Annotated in this window: 18 protein-coding genes; 16 read left to right on the top strand and 2 right to left on the bottom strand. The window is 54.6% G+C overall.

What is annotated here, in order from left to right; genetic code table 11:
- Nucleotides 1–44: 44 nt before the first annotated feature.
- The 10 genes from IEV46_RS05215 to IEV46_RS05170 all read left to right on the top strand — a co-directional run bounded on the left by IEV46_RS05215 (nt 45) and on the right by IEV46_RS05170 (nt 9,656).
- The gene (locus IEV46_RS05215; protein ID WP_188430648.1) at nt 45–1,145 is read left to right on the top strand and encodes a Glu/Leu/Phe/Val family dehydrogenase; all 1,101 of its coding nucleotides are present in this window, start codon (nt 45–47) and stop codon (nt 1,143–1,145) included.
- Nucleotides 1,146–1,185: 40 nt separating this feature from the next.
- A complete protein-coding gene (gene lpdA, locus IEV46_RS05210) occupies nt 1,186–2,610 on the top strand; it encodes a dihydrolipoyl dehydrogenase (RefSeq protein ID WP_188430647.1) in 1,425 nt (474 codons plus the stop codon).
- 28 nt (nt 2,611–2,638) lie between these two features.
- Nucleotides 2,639–3,631 (top strand): thiamine pyrophosphate-dependent dehydrogenase E1 component subunit alpha, encoded by a 993-nt coding sequence (locus IEV46_RS05205; RefSeq protein WP_188430646.1) that lies wholly within the window; start codon nt 2,639–2,641, stop codon nt 3,629–3,631.
- 12 nt (nt 3,632–3,643) lie between these two features.
- Nucleotides 3,644–4,627, top strand: a complete 984-nt coding sequence (locus IEV46_RS05200; protein ID WP_188430645.1) for an alpha-ketoacid dehydrogenase subunit beta — start codon at nt 3,644–3,646, stop codon at nt 4,625–4,627.
- Between the two features lie 15 nt (nt 4,628–4,642).
- Nucleotides 4,643–5,920 carry a dihydrolipoamide acetyltransferase family protein gene (locus tag IEV46_RS05195; protein WP_188430644.1) on the top strand — a complete coding sequence of 426 codons (1,278 nt, stop codon included), beginning with the start codon at nt 4,643–4,645 and terminating at the stop codon, nt 5,918–5,920.
- A 202-nt stretch (nt 5,921–6,122) separates the two neighbouring features.
- Entirely contained in the window at nt 6,123–6,515 is a 393-nt protein-coding gene (locus IEV46_RS05190; protein WP_229735913.1) for a VOC family protein, read from the top strand.
- Nucleotides 6,516–6,612: 97 nt separating this feature from the next.
- On the top strand, nt 6,613–6,837 hold the full coding sequence (locus IEV46_RS05185) for a hypothetical protein (protein ID WP_188431198.1): 225 nt from the start codon (nt 6,613–6,615) through the stop codon (nt 6,835–6,837).
- A 203-nt stretch (nt 6,838–7,040) separates the two neighbouring features.
- Nucleotides 7,041–7,748: a GntR family transcriptional regulator gene (locus IEV46_RS05180; protein WP_188430642.1), complete on the top strand. Its 708-nt coding sequence runs from the start codon at nt 7,041–7,043 to the stop codon at nt 7,746–7,748.
- The gene (locus IEV46_RS05175; RefSeq protein WP_188430641.1) at nt 7,745–8,695 is read left to right on the top strand and encodes a DMT family transporter; all 951 of its coding nucleotides are present in this window, start codon (nt 7,745–7,747) and stop codon (nt 8,693–8,695) included. Before IEV46_RS05180 ends, IEV46_RS05175 begins: the two co-directional genes overlap by 4 nt.
- Nucleotides 8,696–8,723: 28 nt before the next feature.
- Complete coding sequence (locus IEV46_RS05170; RefSeq protein WP_308420273.1) at nt 8,724–9,656, top strand: EamA family transporter; 933 nt, start codon at nt 8,724–8,726, stop codon at nt 9,654–9,656.
- 54 nt (nt 9,657–9,710) lie between these two features.
- Here IEV46_RS05170 and IEV46_RS05165 read toward each other — a convergent pair whose 3' ends face one another.
- Both IEV46_RS05165 and prli42 read right to left on the bottom strand, forming a co-directional pair.
- Entirely contained in the window at nt 9,711–9,881 is a 171-nt protein-coding gene (locus IEV46_RS05165; protein WP_188430639.1) for a hypothetical protein, read from the bottom strand.
- A gap of 165 nt (nt 9,882–10,046) precedes the next feature.
- Nucleotides 10,047–10,139, bottom strand: a complete 93-nt coding sequence (prli42, locus tag IEV46_RS05160; RefSeq protein ID WP_188430637.1) for a stressosome-associated protein Prli42 — start codon at nt 10,137–10,139, stop codon at nt 10,047–10,049.
- A gap of 133 nt (nt 10,140–10,272) precedes the next feature.
- On the opposite strand from prli42, the gene IEV46_RS05155 reads away from it, so the two are divergent.
- The 6 genes from IEV46_RS05155 to IEV46_RS05130 all read left to right on the top strand — a co-directional run bounded on the left by IEV46_RS05155 (nt 10,273) and on the right by IEV46_RS05130 (nt 16,083).
- Entirely contained in the window at nt 10,273–11,943 is a 1,671-nt protein-coding gene (locus IEV46_RS05155) for an acyl-CoA mutase large subunit family protein (RefSeq protein ID WP_188430629.1), read from the top strand.
- Nucleotides 11,944–11,963: 20 nt separating this feature from the next.
- Nucleotides 11,964–12,371: a cobalamin B12-binding domain-containing protein gene (locus tag IEV46_RS05150; protein WP_188430627.1), complete on the top strand. Its 408-nt coding sequence runs from the start codon at nt 11,964–11,966 to the stop codon at nt 12,369–12,371.
- Nucleotide 12,372: 1 nt separating this feature from the next.
- The gene (gene mce / locus IEV46_RS05145; RefSeq protein ID WP_188430625.1) at nt 12,373–12,804 is read left to right on the top strand and encodes a methylmalonyl-CoA epimerase; all 432 of its coding nucleotides are present in this window, start codon (nt 12,373–12,375) and stop codon (nt 12,802–12,804) included.
- A gap of 237 nt (nt 12,805–13,041) precedes the next feature.
- Nucleotides 13,042–14,571, top strand: a complete 1,530-nt coding sequence (locus IEV46_RS05140; protein ID WP_188430622.1) for an acyl-CoA carboxylase subunit beta — start codon at nt 13,042–13,044, stop codon at nt 14,569–14,571.
- 16 nt (nt 14,572–14,587) lie between these two features.
- Nucleotides 14,588–14,851, top strand: coding sequence for a hypothetical protein (locus IEV46_RS05135; protein WP_188430621.1), 264 nt, complete (start codon nt 14,588–14,590; stop codon nt 14,849–14,851).
- Nucleotides 14,852–14,964: 113 nt separating this feature from the next.
- Entirely contained in the window at nt 14,965–16,083 is a 1,119-nt protein-coding gene (locus IEV46_RS05130) for a M20/M25/M40 family metallo-hydrolase (RefSeq protein ID WP_188430619.1), read from the top strand.
- Nucleotides 16,084–16,120 lie beyond the last annotated feature (37 nt).

Below are 16,120 nucleotides of genomic sequence, written 5' to 3'. Positions count from 1 at the left end.
CCGCGGGAACCATATATCAAAGGCATGAAGGAGGCGGATTTGCTGTGAAAATCTTCGATTACATGGGCAAATATGATTACGAACAACTCCTGTTCTGTCATGATGAAGCGTCCGGTCTGAAAGCGATCATCGCCATCCACGACACCACTTTGGGTCCAGCTCTGGGGGGAACACGAATGTGGACGTATGCCTCGGAGGAGGAGGCTATTGAAGACGCGCTCCGCTTGGCACGGGGAATGACCTATAAAAACGCGGCGGCCGGCCTCAACCTGGGCGGCGGAAAAACAGTGATCATCGGAGACCCTAAACGGGATAAAAACGAGGCGATGTTCCGGGCCTTTGGGCGGTTTATCCAAGGGTTGAATGGACGCTACATCACTGCCGAAGATGTGGGCACCACGGTGGAGGATATGGACCTGATCCATGAGGAGACCCACTATGTCACAGGAATCTCTCCCGCCTTTGGCTCCAGCGGAAATCCCTCCCCCGTCACTGCCTACGGCGTCTATCAGGGGATGAAAGCGGCGGCCAAAGAGGCCTTTGGGAACGATTCCTTGCAAGGGAAGACAGTGGCGGTACAGGGTGTGGGAAGCGTGGCCTACAATCTTTGCCAGTATTTGCACGGTGAAGGGGCGAAGCTGATTGTCACCGATATCAACAAGGAAAATATGGAGCGGGCGGTTCGTGATTTCGGAGCGGAGACAGTGGCTCCCGACGCGATTTATGATGTGGAGTGCGATATATTCTCCCCCTGTGCCCTGGGTGCCGTGATCAATGATGACACCATCCACCGCCTCAAATGCAAAGTGGTTGCAGGATCCGCCAATAATCAGCTGAAAAGGGATGAGCACGGAGATATCCTGATGGAAAAAGGAATCGTCTATGCTCCCGATTATGTGATCAACTCTGGTGGCGTTATCAACGTGGCGGATGAGTTGTTGGGTTATAATCGGGAACGGGCGATGAAAAAAGTGGAGGGGATCTACCAGACGATCAGCCGGGTGTTCGAAATTGCCAAACGGGACCACATCCCCAGCTACAAAGCTGCCGACCGCATGGCCGAGGAACGGATTGCGACCATGCGCCGATCCCGCAGCACGTTTTTGCAAAATGAGCGGAGTATCCTGAACATGCGGGTTCGCTGAAAACCATCGACAGGGAGAAAAAGGGAGTGGAAAAGCAACCATGGCGGATAACTACGATCTTGTCGTCCTGGGGGCAGGCCCCGGCGGCTATGTCGCCGCCATCCGGGCGGCCCAACTGGGCATGAAGACGGCGGTGGTGGAAAAGGAGAAAGTGGGCGGTGTCTGTCTTCACAAGGGGTGTATTCCCAGCAAGTCCCTCTTGCGGAGTGCGGAACTCTATCACGAGATGAGAAAGAGCGAGGAGTACGGGATCCGGGTCGGGGATGTCCGACTGGAGATGAATCTGGTTCAAGCACGCAAAAACCGGGTGAAGGACCAGCTGCAAAAGGGGATCAAACATCTTTTGAAAAAAAACGGGGTGACTGTGGTCAAAGGGACCGGGCGGATTTTGGGACCCTCCATCTTTTCACCCATGCCTGGAACGATCTCCGTCGAAAAGGCGGACGAAAGCGAAGCGCAGATGCTGGTGCCCGAGCACGTGATCATCGCTACCGGTTCCCGTCCCAGGTCTCTCCCCGGCTTGGAAGTGGACGGAGAGCATGTCATGTTCTCCGATCATGCTCTGGAGATGGAAAGCCTGCCTCAATCGATGGTGATTGTCGGGGGGGGTGTGATCGGGGTCGAGTGGGCCTCGATGTTGAATGACTTTGGTGTCGAGGTGACCGTGGTCGAGTTTGCCGACCGGATTCTTCCTTTTGAAGATCCGGATGTGAGCAAAGAGATGACCCGTCTGTTGAAAAAGCGGAAAGTGAGAATCCTCACTGGGAGTCGAGTATTACCGGAGTCGGTTCAGGTGGAGGAAGGACGGGTGGTGCTACAGGTGGACAAAGGCGGGGAAAAAATGCCTTTGGAAGCCGAACGGATGCTGGTTTCCGTGGGACGCCAGCCCAATACGGAAGACATCGGATTGCAAAACACATCGATTCAATTGGAAAAAGGACTGATCCGGGTCAATCCCTTTATGCAGACCGCAGAATCCCATATTTACGCCATCGGGGATGTCATCGGCGGGTATCAGCTGGCCCACGTCGCCTCCCATGAAGGAATTCTGGCAGTGGAACATATGGCGGGAAATCACCCCCAACCCTTGGAACCCACACAGGTCCCCCGCTGCACCTACAGTCGCCCGGAGGTGGGGAGTATCGGATGGTCCGAGGAAGAGGCGAAGGAGAAAGGGTATGACGTGAAAGTGGGGAAATTCCCCTTCCGCGGTGTGGGTAAATCGCTAGTTTTCGGGGAATCCGACGGGTTTATCAAGCTGGTGGCCGATAAGAAGACAGAGGATATTCTGGGGGTTCATATCATCGGTCCCCATGCTACGGATCTGATCTCTGAAGCTGGACTGGCCAAGGTGTTGGATGCCACCCCATGGGAAATCACCCAAGTGATCCATCCCCATCCAACCTTGTCGGAAGCGTACGGAGAGGTTTCCATGGCTTTTGAAGGGCTGCCGATCCATTCTTAAAAGAAGATCAAGAAGGAGGGATCCGTCTATGGGTAACGAGCGACACAAGGAGCTGGGCCTGACCGATGATCAGGTGTTGGAAATGTATCGCTTGATGTTGATGGCCCGCAAAGTGGATGAGCGGATGTGGTTGTTGAACCGGGCGGGGAAGATTCCTTTTGTGATTTCCTGCCAGGGGCAGGAAGCGATCCAAGTGGGAGCGGCTTTCGCCTTGGATAGGGAAAAAGATTGGCTTTGTCCATACTATCGGGATCTGGGAATGATGCTGGCATTCGGCCAAACGGCCCGTGACCAGATGCTGTCCGCATTTGCCAAGGCGGAGGACCCCAACAGCGGTGGCCGGCAGATGCCAGGCCATTACGGGGACAAACGATTCCGGATCGTATCCGGCTCCAGCCCCGTCACCACCCAACTGTTGCACGCTGTAGGCGTGGCTTTGGCGGCCAAGATGGAGAAAAAAGATTTTGTGACTTTGACTACCTTTGGGGAAGGATCCAGCAACCAAGGAGATTTTCATGAAGGACTCAACTTTGCCGGTGTCCACAATCTCCCCGTAATCTTTATGTGTGAAAACAACAAATATGCTATTTCCGTGCCGGTGGAGAAACAGCTGGCCGGGGGCAGCGTCGCCGCCCGGGGACAGGGGTACGGAATGCCCGGAATCCAGGTGGACGGAAACGATCCATTGAAAGTATTCAAGGTGGTGCGGGAAGCCGCCGACCGGGCCCGCCGGGGGGAAGGTCCCACCTTGATCGAAGCGATCTCTTACCGACTGGTTCCCCATTCCAGCGATGATGACGACCGAACATACCGAAAGATGGAAGAAGTGGAGGAAGCCCGCAAAAAGGATCCGTTGGTCCAATTCAAACAATACTTGCAGGATGTCGGATTGTTAGACGAAGAGAAAGAAGGCAATCTGAACCGGGAGATTGCCCGATTGGTAGATGAGGCGACGGAGTATGCGGAGTATGCGGCCTACCCCGAGGCAGAGCAGACTTACACTCATGTCTATGCAGAATAGGAGGAGAGAAACATGCCGGTGATTTCCTATATCGATGCGGTGACCCAGGCCCTCCGGGAAGAGATGCAACGGGATGAACGGGTGTTTGTGCTGGGGGAGGATGTGGGTGTCCGGGGTGGAGTTTTCCGGGCCACCGCCGGTCTGATCGAAGAATTCGGCGCCGAGCGGGTGTTGGACACTCCCCTGACCGAGTCGGCCATCGCCGGGGTTGCGATCGGAGCCTCAGTCTACGGGATGCGTCCGGTGGCGGAGATGCAGTTCGCTGACTTCATTATGCCGGCAGTCAATCAAATTGTCAGCGAAGCGGCCAGAATGCGCTATCGATCCAATAATGATTGGCATTGTCCGATGGTGGTGCGAGCTCCCTACGGAGGCGGGGTTCACGGGGCACTCTACCATTCTCAAAGCGTGGAGAGTCTTTTTGCAGGGGTGCCGGGGTTGAAGATCGTCACCCCTTCCACGCCATACGATGTGAAGGGTCTTCTCAAGAGTGCGATCCGGGATGAGGATCCGGTTCTCTTTTTTGAACATAAACGGTGTTACCGCCTTATCAAAGGGGAGGTGCCGGAAGATGATTACACCCTCCCCATCGGCAAGGCGGAAGTAAAACGGAAAGGCACTGATGTGACCGTCATTTCCTATGGCCTGACCCTCCACTTCGCGTTGAAAGCGGCGGAGGAACTGGAGAAAGAGGGGATCAGTGTCCATGTGTTGGATCTGCGGACCTTGATTCCCCTGGACAAAGAGGCGATCCTGGAAGCCGTGGCCCAAACGGGGAAGGTCTTGATCATCCACGAAGACAACCTGACCGGCGGATTTGGCGGAGAAGTGGCGGCGGTGATTGCACAAGAAGCATTCTTTGAACTGGATGCTCCCGTCCGCCGTCTTTGCGGTCCGGATGTGCCGGCGATGCCTTACAGCCCGCCTTTGGAAAAGGAATTTATGCTCAATCCTGAAAAAGTGACCCGGGCCATCCGGGAGTTGGCGGAGTTTTAAAGGAGGAGGTAAAGGATGGCGACCGATATTACAATGCCCCAGCTGGGGGAGAGTGTGACGGAAGGGACGATCACCAAGTGGTTGAAGCAACCGGGGGATGCTGTCGCCAAGTATGAGCCCCTCTGTGAAGTGGCCACAGACAAAGTAAATGCGGAAGTTCCCGCCACTATCAGTGGTACAATGACGGAGATCGTCACGGAGGAAGGGAAGACGGTGGAGGTCGGAGAGATCATCTGCCGCATTCGGGAAGAAGGAAAAGGAGAGGTGACGGCCCCTGCTCCGGAAAGGGAGAAAAAGCCGGAAGCGGCATCATCTGCAGTGGACGGGAGCGATAAATCGATGAAACGCCGCTATTCCCCGGCAGTGCTCCGTCTCGCCCAGGAGAACAACATCGACCTGGAGCAGGTGGAGGGAACAGGAAGGGGCGGTCGAATCACACGCAAGGATCTTCTGCAACTGATCGAATCCGGACAAACCGGAGACGCCCAATCCCGTAAGAAACCGGTGGAAACGGCGACACCTGCTCCGGCATCGGAGACCGCCCGGGCCGCCGCACCTGCTCCCGCTGTGGAACCAAAGACTGTCCCGAGCTTGGAGTCCGGGGATCAGGAGATCCCTCTCACCAGCGTTCGCAAGACTATCGCTCAACGCATGGTGAACAGCAAACATGAAGCTCCCCACGCCTGGACGATGGTGCAGGCAGATGTGACCGGTCTGGTGAAACTGCGGCAAAAGATGAAGGAGGAGTTTAAACAGAGGGAAGGCCTCTCCCTCACCTATCTGCCTTTCTTCATCAAGGCTGTGGTGGATTCCCTGAAGGAATTCCCCCATCTCAATTCGGTCTGGGGTGGGGATCGGATCATCCTGAAAAAACGGATCAACATCTCCATCGCCGTTGCCACAGAGGATGCTCTCTATGTCCCGGTGATCCATGATGCCGACGAGAAAAGCATTCTCGGTCTGGCCAAGGAGATCCACCAACTGGCGGAGAAGACCCGGGCCGGCAAGCTGACCATGAACGACCTTTCCGGGGGAACCTTCACCGTCAACAACACCGGCTCCTTCGGTTCCATCGCCTCCCAGCCGATCATCAACCATCCCCAGGCGGCGATCATCTCCATGGAGTCGATTGTGAAACAGCCGGTCATCAAAGACGACATGATCGCCGTCCGCGATCTGGTCAACCTCTGCCTCTCCCTCGACCACCGTATCCTGGACGGCTTGATGGCGGGCCGCTTCCTGCAGCGGGTGAAAGAACGCTTGGAGTCTTATGGTCTGGATACGCAGATTTAAACGTTTTCGATCGCTCAGCACCCTGTTATCGGGGTGCTTTTTTGCGAATGAAGGAGTTGTTCCATTTTTTGATGAATAAGAGTTGAAAGCGGTATATGAGGAGCCATGCAACCGGAAGTCATGGGGCAAGGTGGATGGCATGATGAGGAGATTGGGGTTTTTGTGTGAATGGATACGGTGACAACCAAGAAAGGTGGGGGGGATGATGTTCATCCGGAGTTTGGATCACCTTGTGTTAACTGTAAAGGATATTGAAAAAACGCTCAGGTTTTATACTGGTGTGCTTGGAATGGAGGAAGTGACCTTTGGTTCAGGGAGAAAAGCCCTGCGTTTTGGTAATCAAAAAATAAATTTGCATGAGGCAGGTAGAGAGTTTGAACCGAAGGCAAAGCATTCCGCGCCCGGTTCAGCAGATTTATGCTTCATTTCCGATGGGATAAAAACGGAAGAGTTGATGAGCCATCTCAGAAAAAATGGTGTGAAGGTTGAAGAGGGCCCAGTCAAAAGGACAGGTGCGTGTGGACCGATAATATCGGTGTACATTCGGGATCCGGATCAAAACTTAATCGAAATTTCACAGTATATTGGTAATTAAGGCCGTTTCTCGGCAGCACACCTCAATCCCAAGTCCCCGATACCCGGATCTAAAGCGCTTCAATCTTTCAGTATCCAGTTATCGGGGTGCTTTTTTTGTGAGGGGGTGCATTCGGGTCCACTACATTGGAGCCGGAGACTTTTATTATGCTATATCTTTTCATGAAGAGATTGACGGAAAACATTCACCGCTGGACTATGCTCTTGAAAAAGCTGTTGGCTTTGGTATGCCTTCGTTAATTTCATGCTTACCTGACAGGCTTGCTTATTTTGAATCTGAACAGGTGTTTGGCCCGCCTGAAAGATTTATTTTGAAAAAATGATCAAGTGTAGATCTCTTCCTCCTTTCTTCAGAAACTGATATGCTTTGTGCTTTGGATCAATATAGCTGTAAAGCGATCAAAAAAGTCCTATTGCCGCCATCCTTTCGATGGTGGCGCTTTTTTCTACGTGATCAGGCATTGCCTTTGATACCCAATATGCGATATATTGCATATGACAGCTGGAACGATCAGGGGGGAGTAGGGTGCCTATTCCGGGAGAATTGGAAAAATACAGACGGGTGTCGGCGAAGGATCGGGTGTTGAGGTTGTTGCAGGAGTGGATCACAGACGGGACGTTGCAGCCGGGGGAGAAAATCGTGGACGGGGAGTTGGCGGAAGCGATCGGTGTCAGCCGCACCCCGGTTCGGGAAGCGTTGCAGATGTTGGAGCTGCAGGGGTTTGTGGAGATGAAGCCGGGAAAGGAGACCCGGGTGACCGGATTGAGCCGTCGGGATGCGAACCATCTGTATCCCACGTTGGCGGCGCTGGAGTCGCTGGCGGCGGAAGGAGCGGCGGGTCAGATTACACCGGAGACCCTGGCATTGTTGAAAAAGTACAATGAAGAATTTGCCCAGGCAATTTGGGATCAGGACCGGAAACGGGCGTTGGAGTGGGATGAAAGGTTTCACCGAAGCATTGTGGAGACGGCGGCCAATCCTTATATCTCCGATTTCACCACTGTCTTGCAGTTGCATATCAAACGGCTGAAGTTTGTCTTCTTCGGATCTTCCATGGTTCCGGCCCAAGTGTCCGTGACAGAACACCGCGAGATCATCGAGGCGTTGGAGCTACGGGACGGAGCCCGGGCGGCCCGAGGGGTCAAACAAAACTGGCTGCGGGCAATGGAGACGGTGTTGGAGCAACTCCGGAGGGGAGAAGAAGAGTTTTTGAAGGAGGGAGAGGGAGAATGAGCGGGAAGCCGGAAGGATCCACGGGACGGATCTATCTGTTGCTTGTGCTGACCACGGTTTTCTGGGGCAGTGCCTTTACTGCATCCAAAGTGGCTGTCGCCTCGGTCTCGCCCACGGTGGCGGCCTTTTTCCGGTTCGGTCTGGGAGCGCTCTTTATGCTCCTGATTTTGAGGTTGGGGAAGAGAGAAACGCGCAACATTCCCAAGCAGTTTAGGGGATCGGTGATTCTGTTGGGAGTCACAGGGGTCGCTCTATACAATTTGTTCTTCTTTTGGGCTCTCCACTTTTCAAAGGCTTCAGACGGAAGTATGATCATTCCCACGATGAGTCCGGTGATCACTGTATTGTTAGCTGCCCTTTGGTGGAAAGAAAAGCTGCAACGATCTCGGCTGGTGGGACTGGCGGTCGCATTGGCGGGAACGCTCCTCTTTTTTTCAGGAATTTTGATGGGAGATGGGGTCGGAGGGGGAGAACGGCTGATCGGGGGATTGTTTTTTCTATTGTCCGCAATCTGTTGGGCTTTTTATACATTGTACGGAAACAGGGTGCTGAAGGAGCTGGATCCTTTTCCGGTGACCGCTTATGCGATGTTGACAGGAGCAGTACTCTTGGGTCTGTTCGCCGCTTTTGATCTAATGAGAGTTTCTTGGTCATCTCTTGAACCGGGATTTTGGATCAACCAATTTTATCTGGCCCTGTTTCCCAGTGTGCTGGCCAATTGGTTTTATTACCGGGGTGTGCAGTCGGTAGGGGCTTCCCGTGCTGCGATGTTTATGTATATTGTTCCCGTTTCCGGGGTGTTGTTAGCGGTGGCCCTGTTGGGGGAACGGTTGACGCTGGTGCAGATGTTCGATTCCCTGCTCATGGTTCTGGGGATTTGGCTGGTCAATCGACGTGGGGAATCGTCGCCGGCGGGGAAACTGGCGAACCGCTCTGTTCCGGAGTGAGGATGGTGGAAAAGGGGAGCTGAAGAAGGTGTCATTACGTAAAAACAATCGGATCAAAGGTTTTTCCATGGTGTTGGGTGCGGCAGTGCTATGGGGATGTACCGGCACCGTGGCCCAGCATCTTTTCCATAACCAACAGGTGGATCCCGGTTGGCTGGTGACAGTTCGTCTGCTGGTGTCGGGAATCCTACTCCTCCTGTTTATCTCTTTGCGCAGAGAGGGGAAACAAGTGCAGGCGGTCTGGAAAAGCCCCCGCGATCGGCGGGAGCTTCTGTTGTTGGGAGTCGTGGGGATGATGGGAGTTCAATACACATTTTTCGCGGCCATCGATACAGGAAATGCGGCCACAGCAACCCTGCTTCAATACTTGGGTCCGGTACTGTTGACGGCTTGGATAGCCCTGTCCATGCGGCGGATGCCGGAGAGACGGGAGTGGGCGGCGGTCAGTTTCGCGTTGATGGGTACTTTCTTTTTGGTGACCGGCGGCAATCGGGCCTCTCTCTCGATTTCACCCGCCGCCTTGGTCTGGGGATTGCTGTCAGCGGTGACGCTTGCCTTTTATACGGTGTATCCTTCCCGATTGTTGAAACGATGGGGTTCGGCACCGGTGGTGGGGTGGTCGATGTTGATCGGGGGAGTGGCCTTGTCTTTCTTCTACCCGCCTTGGACGGCACCTTGGTCCGACTGGGAGATGGGAACGATTCTGTTAATTTTGCTGGTGGTGGTGTTTGGGACGTTGGTTCCTTTTTTACTGTATTTGGACAGTCTTCGCTTTCTTCAGCCGTCTGAAACGGGATTGCTCTCCTGTGCCGAGCCCTTGACCGCTGCTGTACTAGCCGTATGGTGGTTGGGTGTTCCCTTCGGACCGGGAGAGTGGCTGGGAGCCCTGCTGATCACGGGGACGGTGATTCTCCTTTCCATCGAAAGCCCAAAGAAAGAGTTTTTTTCCAAAGAGGCTTGAATCCTCCTCAAAGCGAATCGGCTTCCATCATGGAAGCCGATTCGCTTTGAGGGATCACTGGATCCCGATCAGTTCGTCATAGACTGCGAGGAGGGTGACACCGATGGTGGCCAGGGTCAACAAACCGCCAATGTAAAATCCGGGTTTGTTCCCCTCCCGTTTATTGGTCAGGGTTCCTCTGATCGCGAGCACACTGATGAAGATCAAGATGACAGTCATATACATTTGGCTGTTTCACCCGCTTTCCGATTCCGGTTCTGTGGTTTGGGGGCGCAACCCCGGTATCCGGCGCCCATAGGATTTCCATTCTCCATGTTCAGTATACTGTCGTGTTGATGGGAGGGCAAGAGCCCAGGCGGCCATTCCGTTTTCACGGATTTGTGAACATCATCAAAAGATGGTCAGCGCCCCGCTGATCAGTGTGGTGAGGAGAAGGGTGACGATGATGACATAGACGATGGTTTTAACCCAGATCGGCTGCATGGAATCACCTCTGATCATCTATTTTAGCCGAGGGGAACGTCGCCTGTCCAACTACAGTCGGGATCTATTCACCCAGCAAGGGTCATTTTTGATATATTAAGATGTGAGAGCGCTTTATTGTTCATTTATCCGGATGGGAGGGAGATTTTTGACAACAGGGAACTTTGATGAGTTGTACCGGGAATGGGAAGAGAAGACCCGGCAACTTCTCGAAAAATATCCGGAACAGCGGGAACGGTTTGAAACGCTGTCCGGAATTGAAGTGAAACGCTTGTATACGGCCCGGGACCGGAAGGGGGAGGAGATGGAGAAAATCGGCTTTCCCGGAGAATATCCCTACACTCGGGGGATCCGGCCCACCATGTACCGCTCCCGGAATTGGACGATGCGTCAATATGCTGGATTCGGTTCGGCGGCAGAAACCAACCGCCGGTTTCGGTATCTGCTGGAACAGGGGCAGACGGGTTTGTCCGTCGCCTTTGATCTGCCCACCCAGATTGGATATGATTCCGACGATCCGATGGCGGCGGGGGAAGTAGGAAAAGTCGGGGTGGCGATCGATTCCTTGGAGGATATGGAGCGTCTTCTGGAGGGAATTCCCTTGGATCAGGTCAGCACTTCCATGACGATCAACGCTCCCGCCTCCATTCTGTTGGCAATGTATATCGCGGTGGGGGAGAAGCAGGGGATTCCGGCGGAAAAGCTGACCGGCACCATCCAAAACGATATCCTGAAAGAGTATATCGCCCGGGGAACTTATATCTTCCCGCCTCAACCTTCCATGCGCCTGATCACGGATATCTTCGCCTATTGTGCCGAGCGGGTTCCCCGTTGGAACACGATCAGTATCAGCGGGTATCATATCCGGGAGGCGGGTTCCACGGCGGTTCAGGAGGTGGCCTTCACGCTGGCTGATGGGATCGCCTATGTTCATGCGGCGGTGGAAGCCGGATTGGATGTGGATCGGTTTGCTCCGCGCCTTTCCTTCTTCTTCAACGCCCACAACCATTTCTTTGAAGAGGTGGCCAAGTTTCGAGCCGCCCGGCGACTGTGGTCCCGCATCATGAAAGAAAGGTTCGGAGCGAAAAATCCCCGTTCGTTGCAATTGCGGTTCCATACCCAGACAGGGGGATCCACCTTGACTGCTCAGCAGCCCGACAATAATATCGTCCGGGTTACCTTGCAGGCCTTGGCGGCGGTGTTGGGGGGAACCCAGAGCCTGCATACCAACGCTCGGGATGAGGCCCTCGCCTTGCCGACGGAGGAATCGGCGCGGGTGGCTCTCCGAACTCAGCAGATTATCGCTTATGAGAGCGGAGTGACTCAGACGGTGGATCCAATGGGGGGCTCTTGGTATTTGGAAACGCTTACCGATGAGATCGAAGAACGGGCCCTCGCCTATATTGAACGTATTGATGAGCTGGGAGGCGCCGTGGCCGCGGTGGAGCAGGGATATATGCAGCGGGAGATCCAGCGGGCGGCCTTGGAAACCCAGAAGGGGATCGAATCCGGCGAGGAAGTGGTGGTCGGGGTGAACCGCTTCCGTCTCGATCAGGAAGAGCAACCGGAGTTATATCGGGTGGATCCGGTGTTGGCCCGGGAACAGGTTGAGCGGTTGGAGTCTCTGCGGCAACGTCGAAACGGGGAGGAGACGAACCGACGGCTGGCGGCTCTGAAGCGGGGAGCCGAAGGAACGGAGAATCTGATGCCCCTGATTCTGGATGCTGTCCGTGCCTATGCGACTGTAGGGGAGATCGCAAATGCATTGCGGGAAGTCTTCGGTGAATATGAGCCGATCGGATAAAAAGAGAGGGGATGAGGAGGATGGATCGACCGATACGTGTGCTGGTGGCCAAACCGGGTTTGGACGGGCACGACCGCGGAGCACTGATTATCGCACAGTCCCTGCGGGATGAAGGGATGGAGGTTATTTATAGTGGATTGCGTCAATCACCGGCTCAGATTGTGGCCACGGCGATTCAGGAAGATGTGGATGTGATCGGACTTTCCTGTCTGTCCGGGGCCCACAATGAACTGTTTCCTCAGGTGACACGTCTTTTGAAAGAGCAGGGAGCAAAGGATATCATCGTAGTGGGAGGCGGCGTCATCCCCCAATCCGACATCCCATTTCTGAAAGAACGCGGGATTCAGGAGATCTTTACTCCCGGCACCCCAACCAAGGAGACGGCGGAGTTTATTCGACGGGTTGTCCGGGAAAAGGAGGGGATTTGACATGAGGCCGGCTGTCTCTCCGGAGAAAATCGACCATGTGGGCATTGCGGTGAAAAACCTGGAAACAGCGGTTCCCCTCTACCGTGATATCTTGGGATTATCCTATCTCGGGGAAGAGACTGTGGATAGCGAACAGGTGCGTGTCGCCTTTTTCCGGCTGGGGGAAGTCAAGGTGGAATTGTTGGAACCGACTTCTCCGGAGAGTCCCATCGCCCGTTTTATCGAGAAGCGAGGAGAGGGGATTCACCATATCGCCCTCTCGGTGAAGGATATGGAGGCGGAGTTGGAAAGACTGGCAGAGGCAGGTATCCGCCTTATTGACGAGCAGGCCAAGCCTGGCGCTAACGGAGCCAGGGTGGCTTTTCTTCACCCCAAATCGACACTCGGTGTTCTCTACGAATTGTGTCAATTTGAAGGTATGGTGAAAAAATGATCGATGGGAAAGCCGATTCCCGACTGACCGAAGCAAAGTAAAACTCATCCCCCTTCAACAGCCCTCTTTAGATTGGGATTGAATATGGATGGGGTAGCGAGCACCAGTAGTTTTTGCAAGAGTTCGGAGATGATCCGCCCTTTGGCCTTCTCTGACAAACCAAGAGATCCTGTAGAGAAACCAGTTGTAGAAAGCAGGATGGATCAGGAGAGGAAAACTGAACAGGGAGGACCCTCAATGTACAAAAAACTGGATGAACTGGCCGAACGTCGCCGCCGGGTGGAAATGGGCGGCGGCGAAAAGAAAATCCGTTCACAGCACGATAAAGGGAAACTAACTGCAAGGGAGCGTATTGACCTCCTGGTGGATGAAGACACCTTTGTGGAATTGAATCCCTTTGTGGAGAACACCACTGCCGAGATCGGGGAGGCGCCGGGGGAAGGAGTGGTGACGGGGTACGGAAAAGTGAACGGTCGACCTGTCTACGTCTTCGCTCAGGATTTTACCGTTTTCGGAGGGGCGTTGGGGGAGATGCATGCCTTGAAAATCGCCCGTCTGATGGATTTGGCGGCAAAGAACGGGGCTCCGATCATTGGTCTGAATGATTCCGGCGGCGCCCGGATTCAGGAGGGTGTTGTCTCTCTGGACGGGTATGGACACATCTTTTACCGAAATTCCATCTATTCCGGCGTGGTGCCGCAGATCTCGGTCATCATGGGTCCCTGTGCAGGTGGAGCCGTCTATTCCCCGGCCATCACCGACTTTGTGTTTATGGTGGAGGAAACGAGTCAAATGTTTATCACTGGTCCCAAAGTGATCGAGACCGTCACTGGGGAGAAGATTTCCTCAGAAGACCTGGGCGGTGCCGGAGTTCATTCGACCTTGAGCGGGAACGCCCATTTTACCGCTGCTTCGGAGCCGGAAGTGCTGGATCAGGTGAGGAGATTGCTCAGTTTCTTGCCTCAGAACAACGTGGAGGATCCTCCCCGGATCTACGCCAAAGAGGACGATGGCTGGGTGGAGGATTTGATCGATGTGGTTCCGGTGGAAGGGACCAAGGTGTATGATGTGCGCCAGGTGATCGATTGTGTCATCGACCGGGGGGGCTTTATGGAAGTGCAGGAGAAATTCGCCCGAAACATTGTTGTCGGTTTTGGCCGGATCGACGGACAACCGGTGGGCATCGCCGCCAACCAGCCCAAAGTGATGGCTGGGGGATTGGATATCGATTCCTCCGACAAATTGAGCCGGTTTATCCGGTTTTGTGACAGTTTCAACATTCCGGTGATCACCTTTGTGGATGTGACCGGGTTTTTCCCGGGGGTGAATCAGGAGCACCGGGGGATCATCCGCCACGGAGCAAAGATCTTGTATGCCTATTCCGAGGCGACAGTACCCAAAATCACTGTCATCACCCGCAAGGCTTTTGGTGGTGCTTATGTGGCTCTCAACAGCAAGGCGATTGGGGCGGATATGGTTTACGCCTGGCCTTCCGCGGAGGTGGCGGTGATGGGGCCGGAAGGGGCGGCCAATATCATCTACAGCCGACAGATCCGGGAAAGCGATGATCCAGCGGCCACCCGCGCTGAGAAGATCGAGGAGTACCGCAACAAATTTGCCAACCCTTACGTGGCGGCATCTAAGGGAATGGTGGACGATGTGATCGATCCCAGGGAAACCCGGCAAAAGTTGAAACAAGCCCTGGAGATGTTGCGGAACAAACGAGAGGACCGGCCTGCGAAAAAACACGGAAACATTCCGCTTTAAAAAGGAGGATCCGGTCATGGGCGAAAAAAATCCGATTCCGGTCCACCTGTTCCGCGGATTCCGACGGGAAAGCCTTCCCAACCGAAGGGAGACCGTGTTGAAACCCTGTCGCAAACTGCGCTTGTTGCATTCTTTTCAAGTCCGATTCATCCGCGGTCCCCGGGATGTCTCTCCCTGGCGGGAGTCAGGGAGGAGACATCTCCTGGGATTGGAGAGAGGGATGGTGCGTCCGGTCCGGAATGATTGGGGATCCCAATGGAGAAAAAGGCCGTTCCGATAACCCTCTGAATGGGGGGCGCTCAAGATATGGCCTCCCGTCGGAGCGAGGGATTTGATGGTTGGTCCCGGATGCCCGGCCTTTGGATGTAAAACAGAAACATTGGAGGAATCAGCATGATCAATGAAAAGCGTTTGTTGGAAGAATTTTTGGAGTTGGTTCGGACCGACAGCGAGACCGGAGACGAGCGGGCGATTTGCGATCTGTTGAAGGAGAAGCTGACCGAAATGGGATTTGTGGTGACTGAAGACGATTCCGCTCAAGTGACCGGTCATGGGTCAGGGAACCTGATTGCCACATTGGCAGGGGATGATCCCGCTGCACCGGCGATCTATTTCACCGGCCACATGGATACTGTTGCTCCTGGTGTCGGAGTGAAGCCCCGGGTGGAGGGGGGCTATGTGAAGAGTGATGGGGCCACCGTATTGGGGGCCGATGACAAAGCCGGCTTGGCTGCGATCCTGGAAGGGATACGCACTGTGAAGGAGAAAGGGATTTCCCATGGCTCGATCCAGTTGATCATCACTGCCGGCGAGGAATCGGGACTGGTTGGTTCCAAAAATCTCGATCCCGGGTTGCTGAAAGCGGACTTCGGTTTTGCTGTGGATTCCAACGGCCCAGTAGGGGAGATTATCACCGAGGCTCCCTCCCAAGTGCGGCTCGATGTGGTGATCCGGGGGAAAGCCGCTCATGCGGGGGTGAATCCGGAAGACGGTATCAGCGCGATTCAGGTGGCCAGTCGGGCCATCTCCAAGATCCCTCTGGGTCGGATCGACGGGGAAACCACCGCCAATATCGGCAAGTTTAAGGGGGGTACTGCTTCCAATGTGATTCCCGAGACGGTTGAAATCCTCGCCGAAGCCCGCAGCCGGGATGAAGCCAAATTGGAAGCCCAGGTCGACAAAATGGTGAAGGGCTTCAAAGAGACGGCATCCGAGCTGGGTGCTGAGGCGGAAGTAAAAGTGACCCGGATGTATCCGGCTTTTAAGTTCGGAAAATCAGATCCCGTCGTCCAAAAGGCAATCGCTGCGGTGAAAAAAGTGGGCCGTCAACCGAAATTGCTGGCCAGCGGCGGCGGAAGCGATGCCAATGTCATCGCTGGTCACGGTATCCCCACGGTCAATCTGGCCATCGGGTATGAAGAGATTCACACCACCGAAGAACGGATGCCAATCGCAGAGTTGAACAAGGCGGCGGAACTGGTGGCTGCCTTGATTGAGGTGAGCCGGGAATGAACGGGGACAGGCACACGGATAAGACATCCGTGAGCCT

Origin of the sequence: Kroppenstedtia guangzhouensis (genome assembly GCF_014637345.1) — a bacterium.
Taxonomy (GTDB): Bacteria; Bacillota; Bacilli; order Thermoactinomycetales; family DSM-45169; genus Kroppenstedtia; species Kroppenstedtia guangzhouensis.
Note: the sequence above shows the minus strand (reverse complement) of the source record. Positions and strands in the feature narration are given on the sequence as shown.

Bases quoted from the DNA above. Each gene is read 5' to 3' on its own strand.
- lpdA (WP_188430647.1), top strand. From the start codon at position 1,186: ATGGCGGATAACTACGATCTTGTCGTCCTGGGGGCAGGCCCCGGCGGC.
- IEV46_RS05130 (WP_188430619.1), top strand. From the start codon at position 14,965: ATGATCAATGAAAAGCGTTTGTTGGAAGAATTTTTGGAGTTGGTTCGG.
- IEV46_RS05205 (WP_188430646.1), top strand. From the start codon at position 2,639: ATGGGTAACGAGCGACACAAGGAGCTGGGCCTGACCGATGATCAGGTG.
- IEV46_RS05195 (WP_188430644.1), top strand. From the start codon at position 4,643: ATGGCGACCGATATTACAATGCCCCAGCTGGGGGAGAGTGTGACGGAA.
- IEV46_RS05140 (WP_188430622.1), top strand. From the start codon at position 13,042: ATGTACAAAAAACTGGATGAACTGGCCGAACGTCGCCGCCGGGTGGAA.
- IEV46_RS05200 (WP_188430645.1), top strand. From the start codon at position 3,644: ATGCCGGTGATTTCCTATATCGATGCGGTGACCCAGGCCCTCCGGGAA.
- mce (WP_188430625.1), top strand. From the start codon at position 12,373: ATGAGGCCGGCTGTCTCTCCGGAGAAAATCGACCATGTGGGCATTGCG.
- IEV46_RS05165 (WP_188430639.1), bottom strand. From the start codon at position 9,881: ATGTATATGACTGTCATCTTGATCTTCATCAGTGTGCTCGCGATCAGA.
- prli42 (WP_188430637.1), bottom strand. From the start codon at position 10,139: ATGCAGCCGATCTGGGTTAAAACCATCGTCTATGTCATCATCGTCACC.
- IEV46_RS05175 (WP_188430641.1), top strand. From the start codon at position 7,745: ATGAGCGGGAAGCCGGAAGGATCCACGGGACGGATCTATCTGTTGCTT.
- IEV46_RS05135 (WP_188430621.1), top strand. From the start codon at position 14,588: ATGGGCGAAAAAAATCCGATTCCGGTCCACCTGTTCCGCGGATTCCGA.
- IEV46_RS05150 (WP_188430627.1), top strand. From the start codon at position 11,964: ATGGATCGACCGATACGTGTGCTGGTGGCCAAACCGGGTTTGGACGGG.
- IEV46_RS05190 (WP_229735913.1), top strand. From the start codon at position 6,123: ATGATGTTCATCCGGAGTTTGGATCACCTTGTGTTAACTGTAAAGGAT.
- IEV46_RS05155 (WP_188430629.1), top strand. From the start codon at position 10,273: ATGGGAGGGAGATTTTTGACAACAGGGAACTTTGATGAGTTGTACCGG.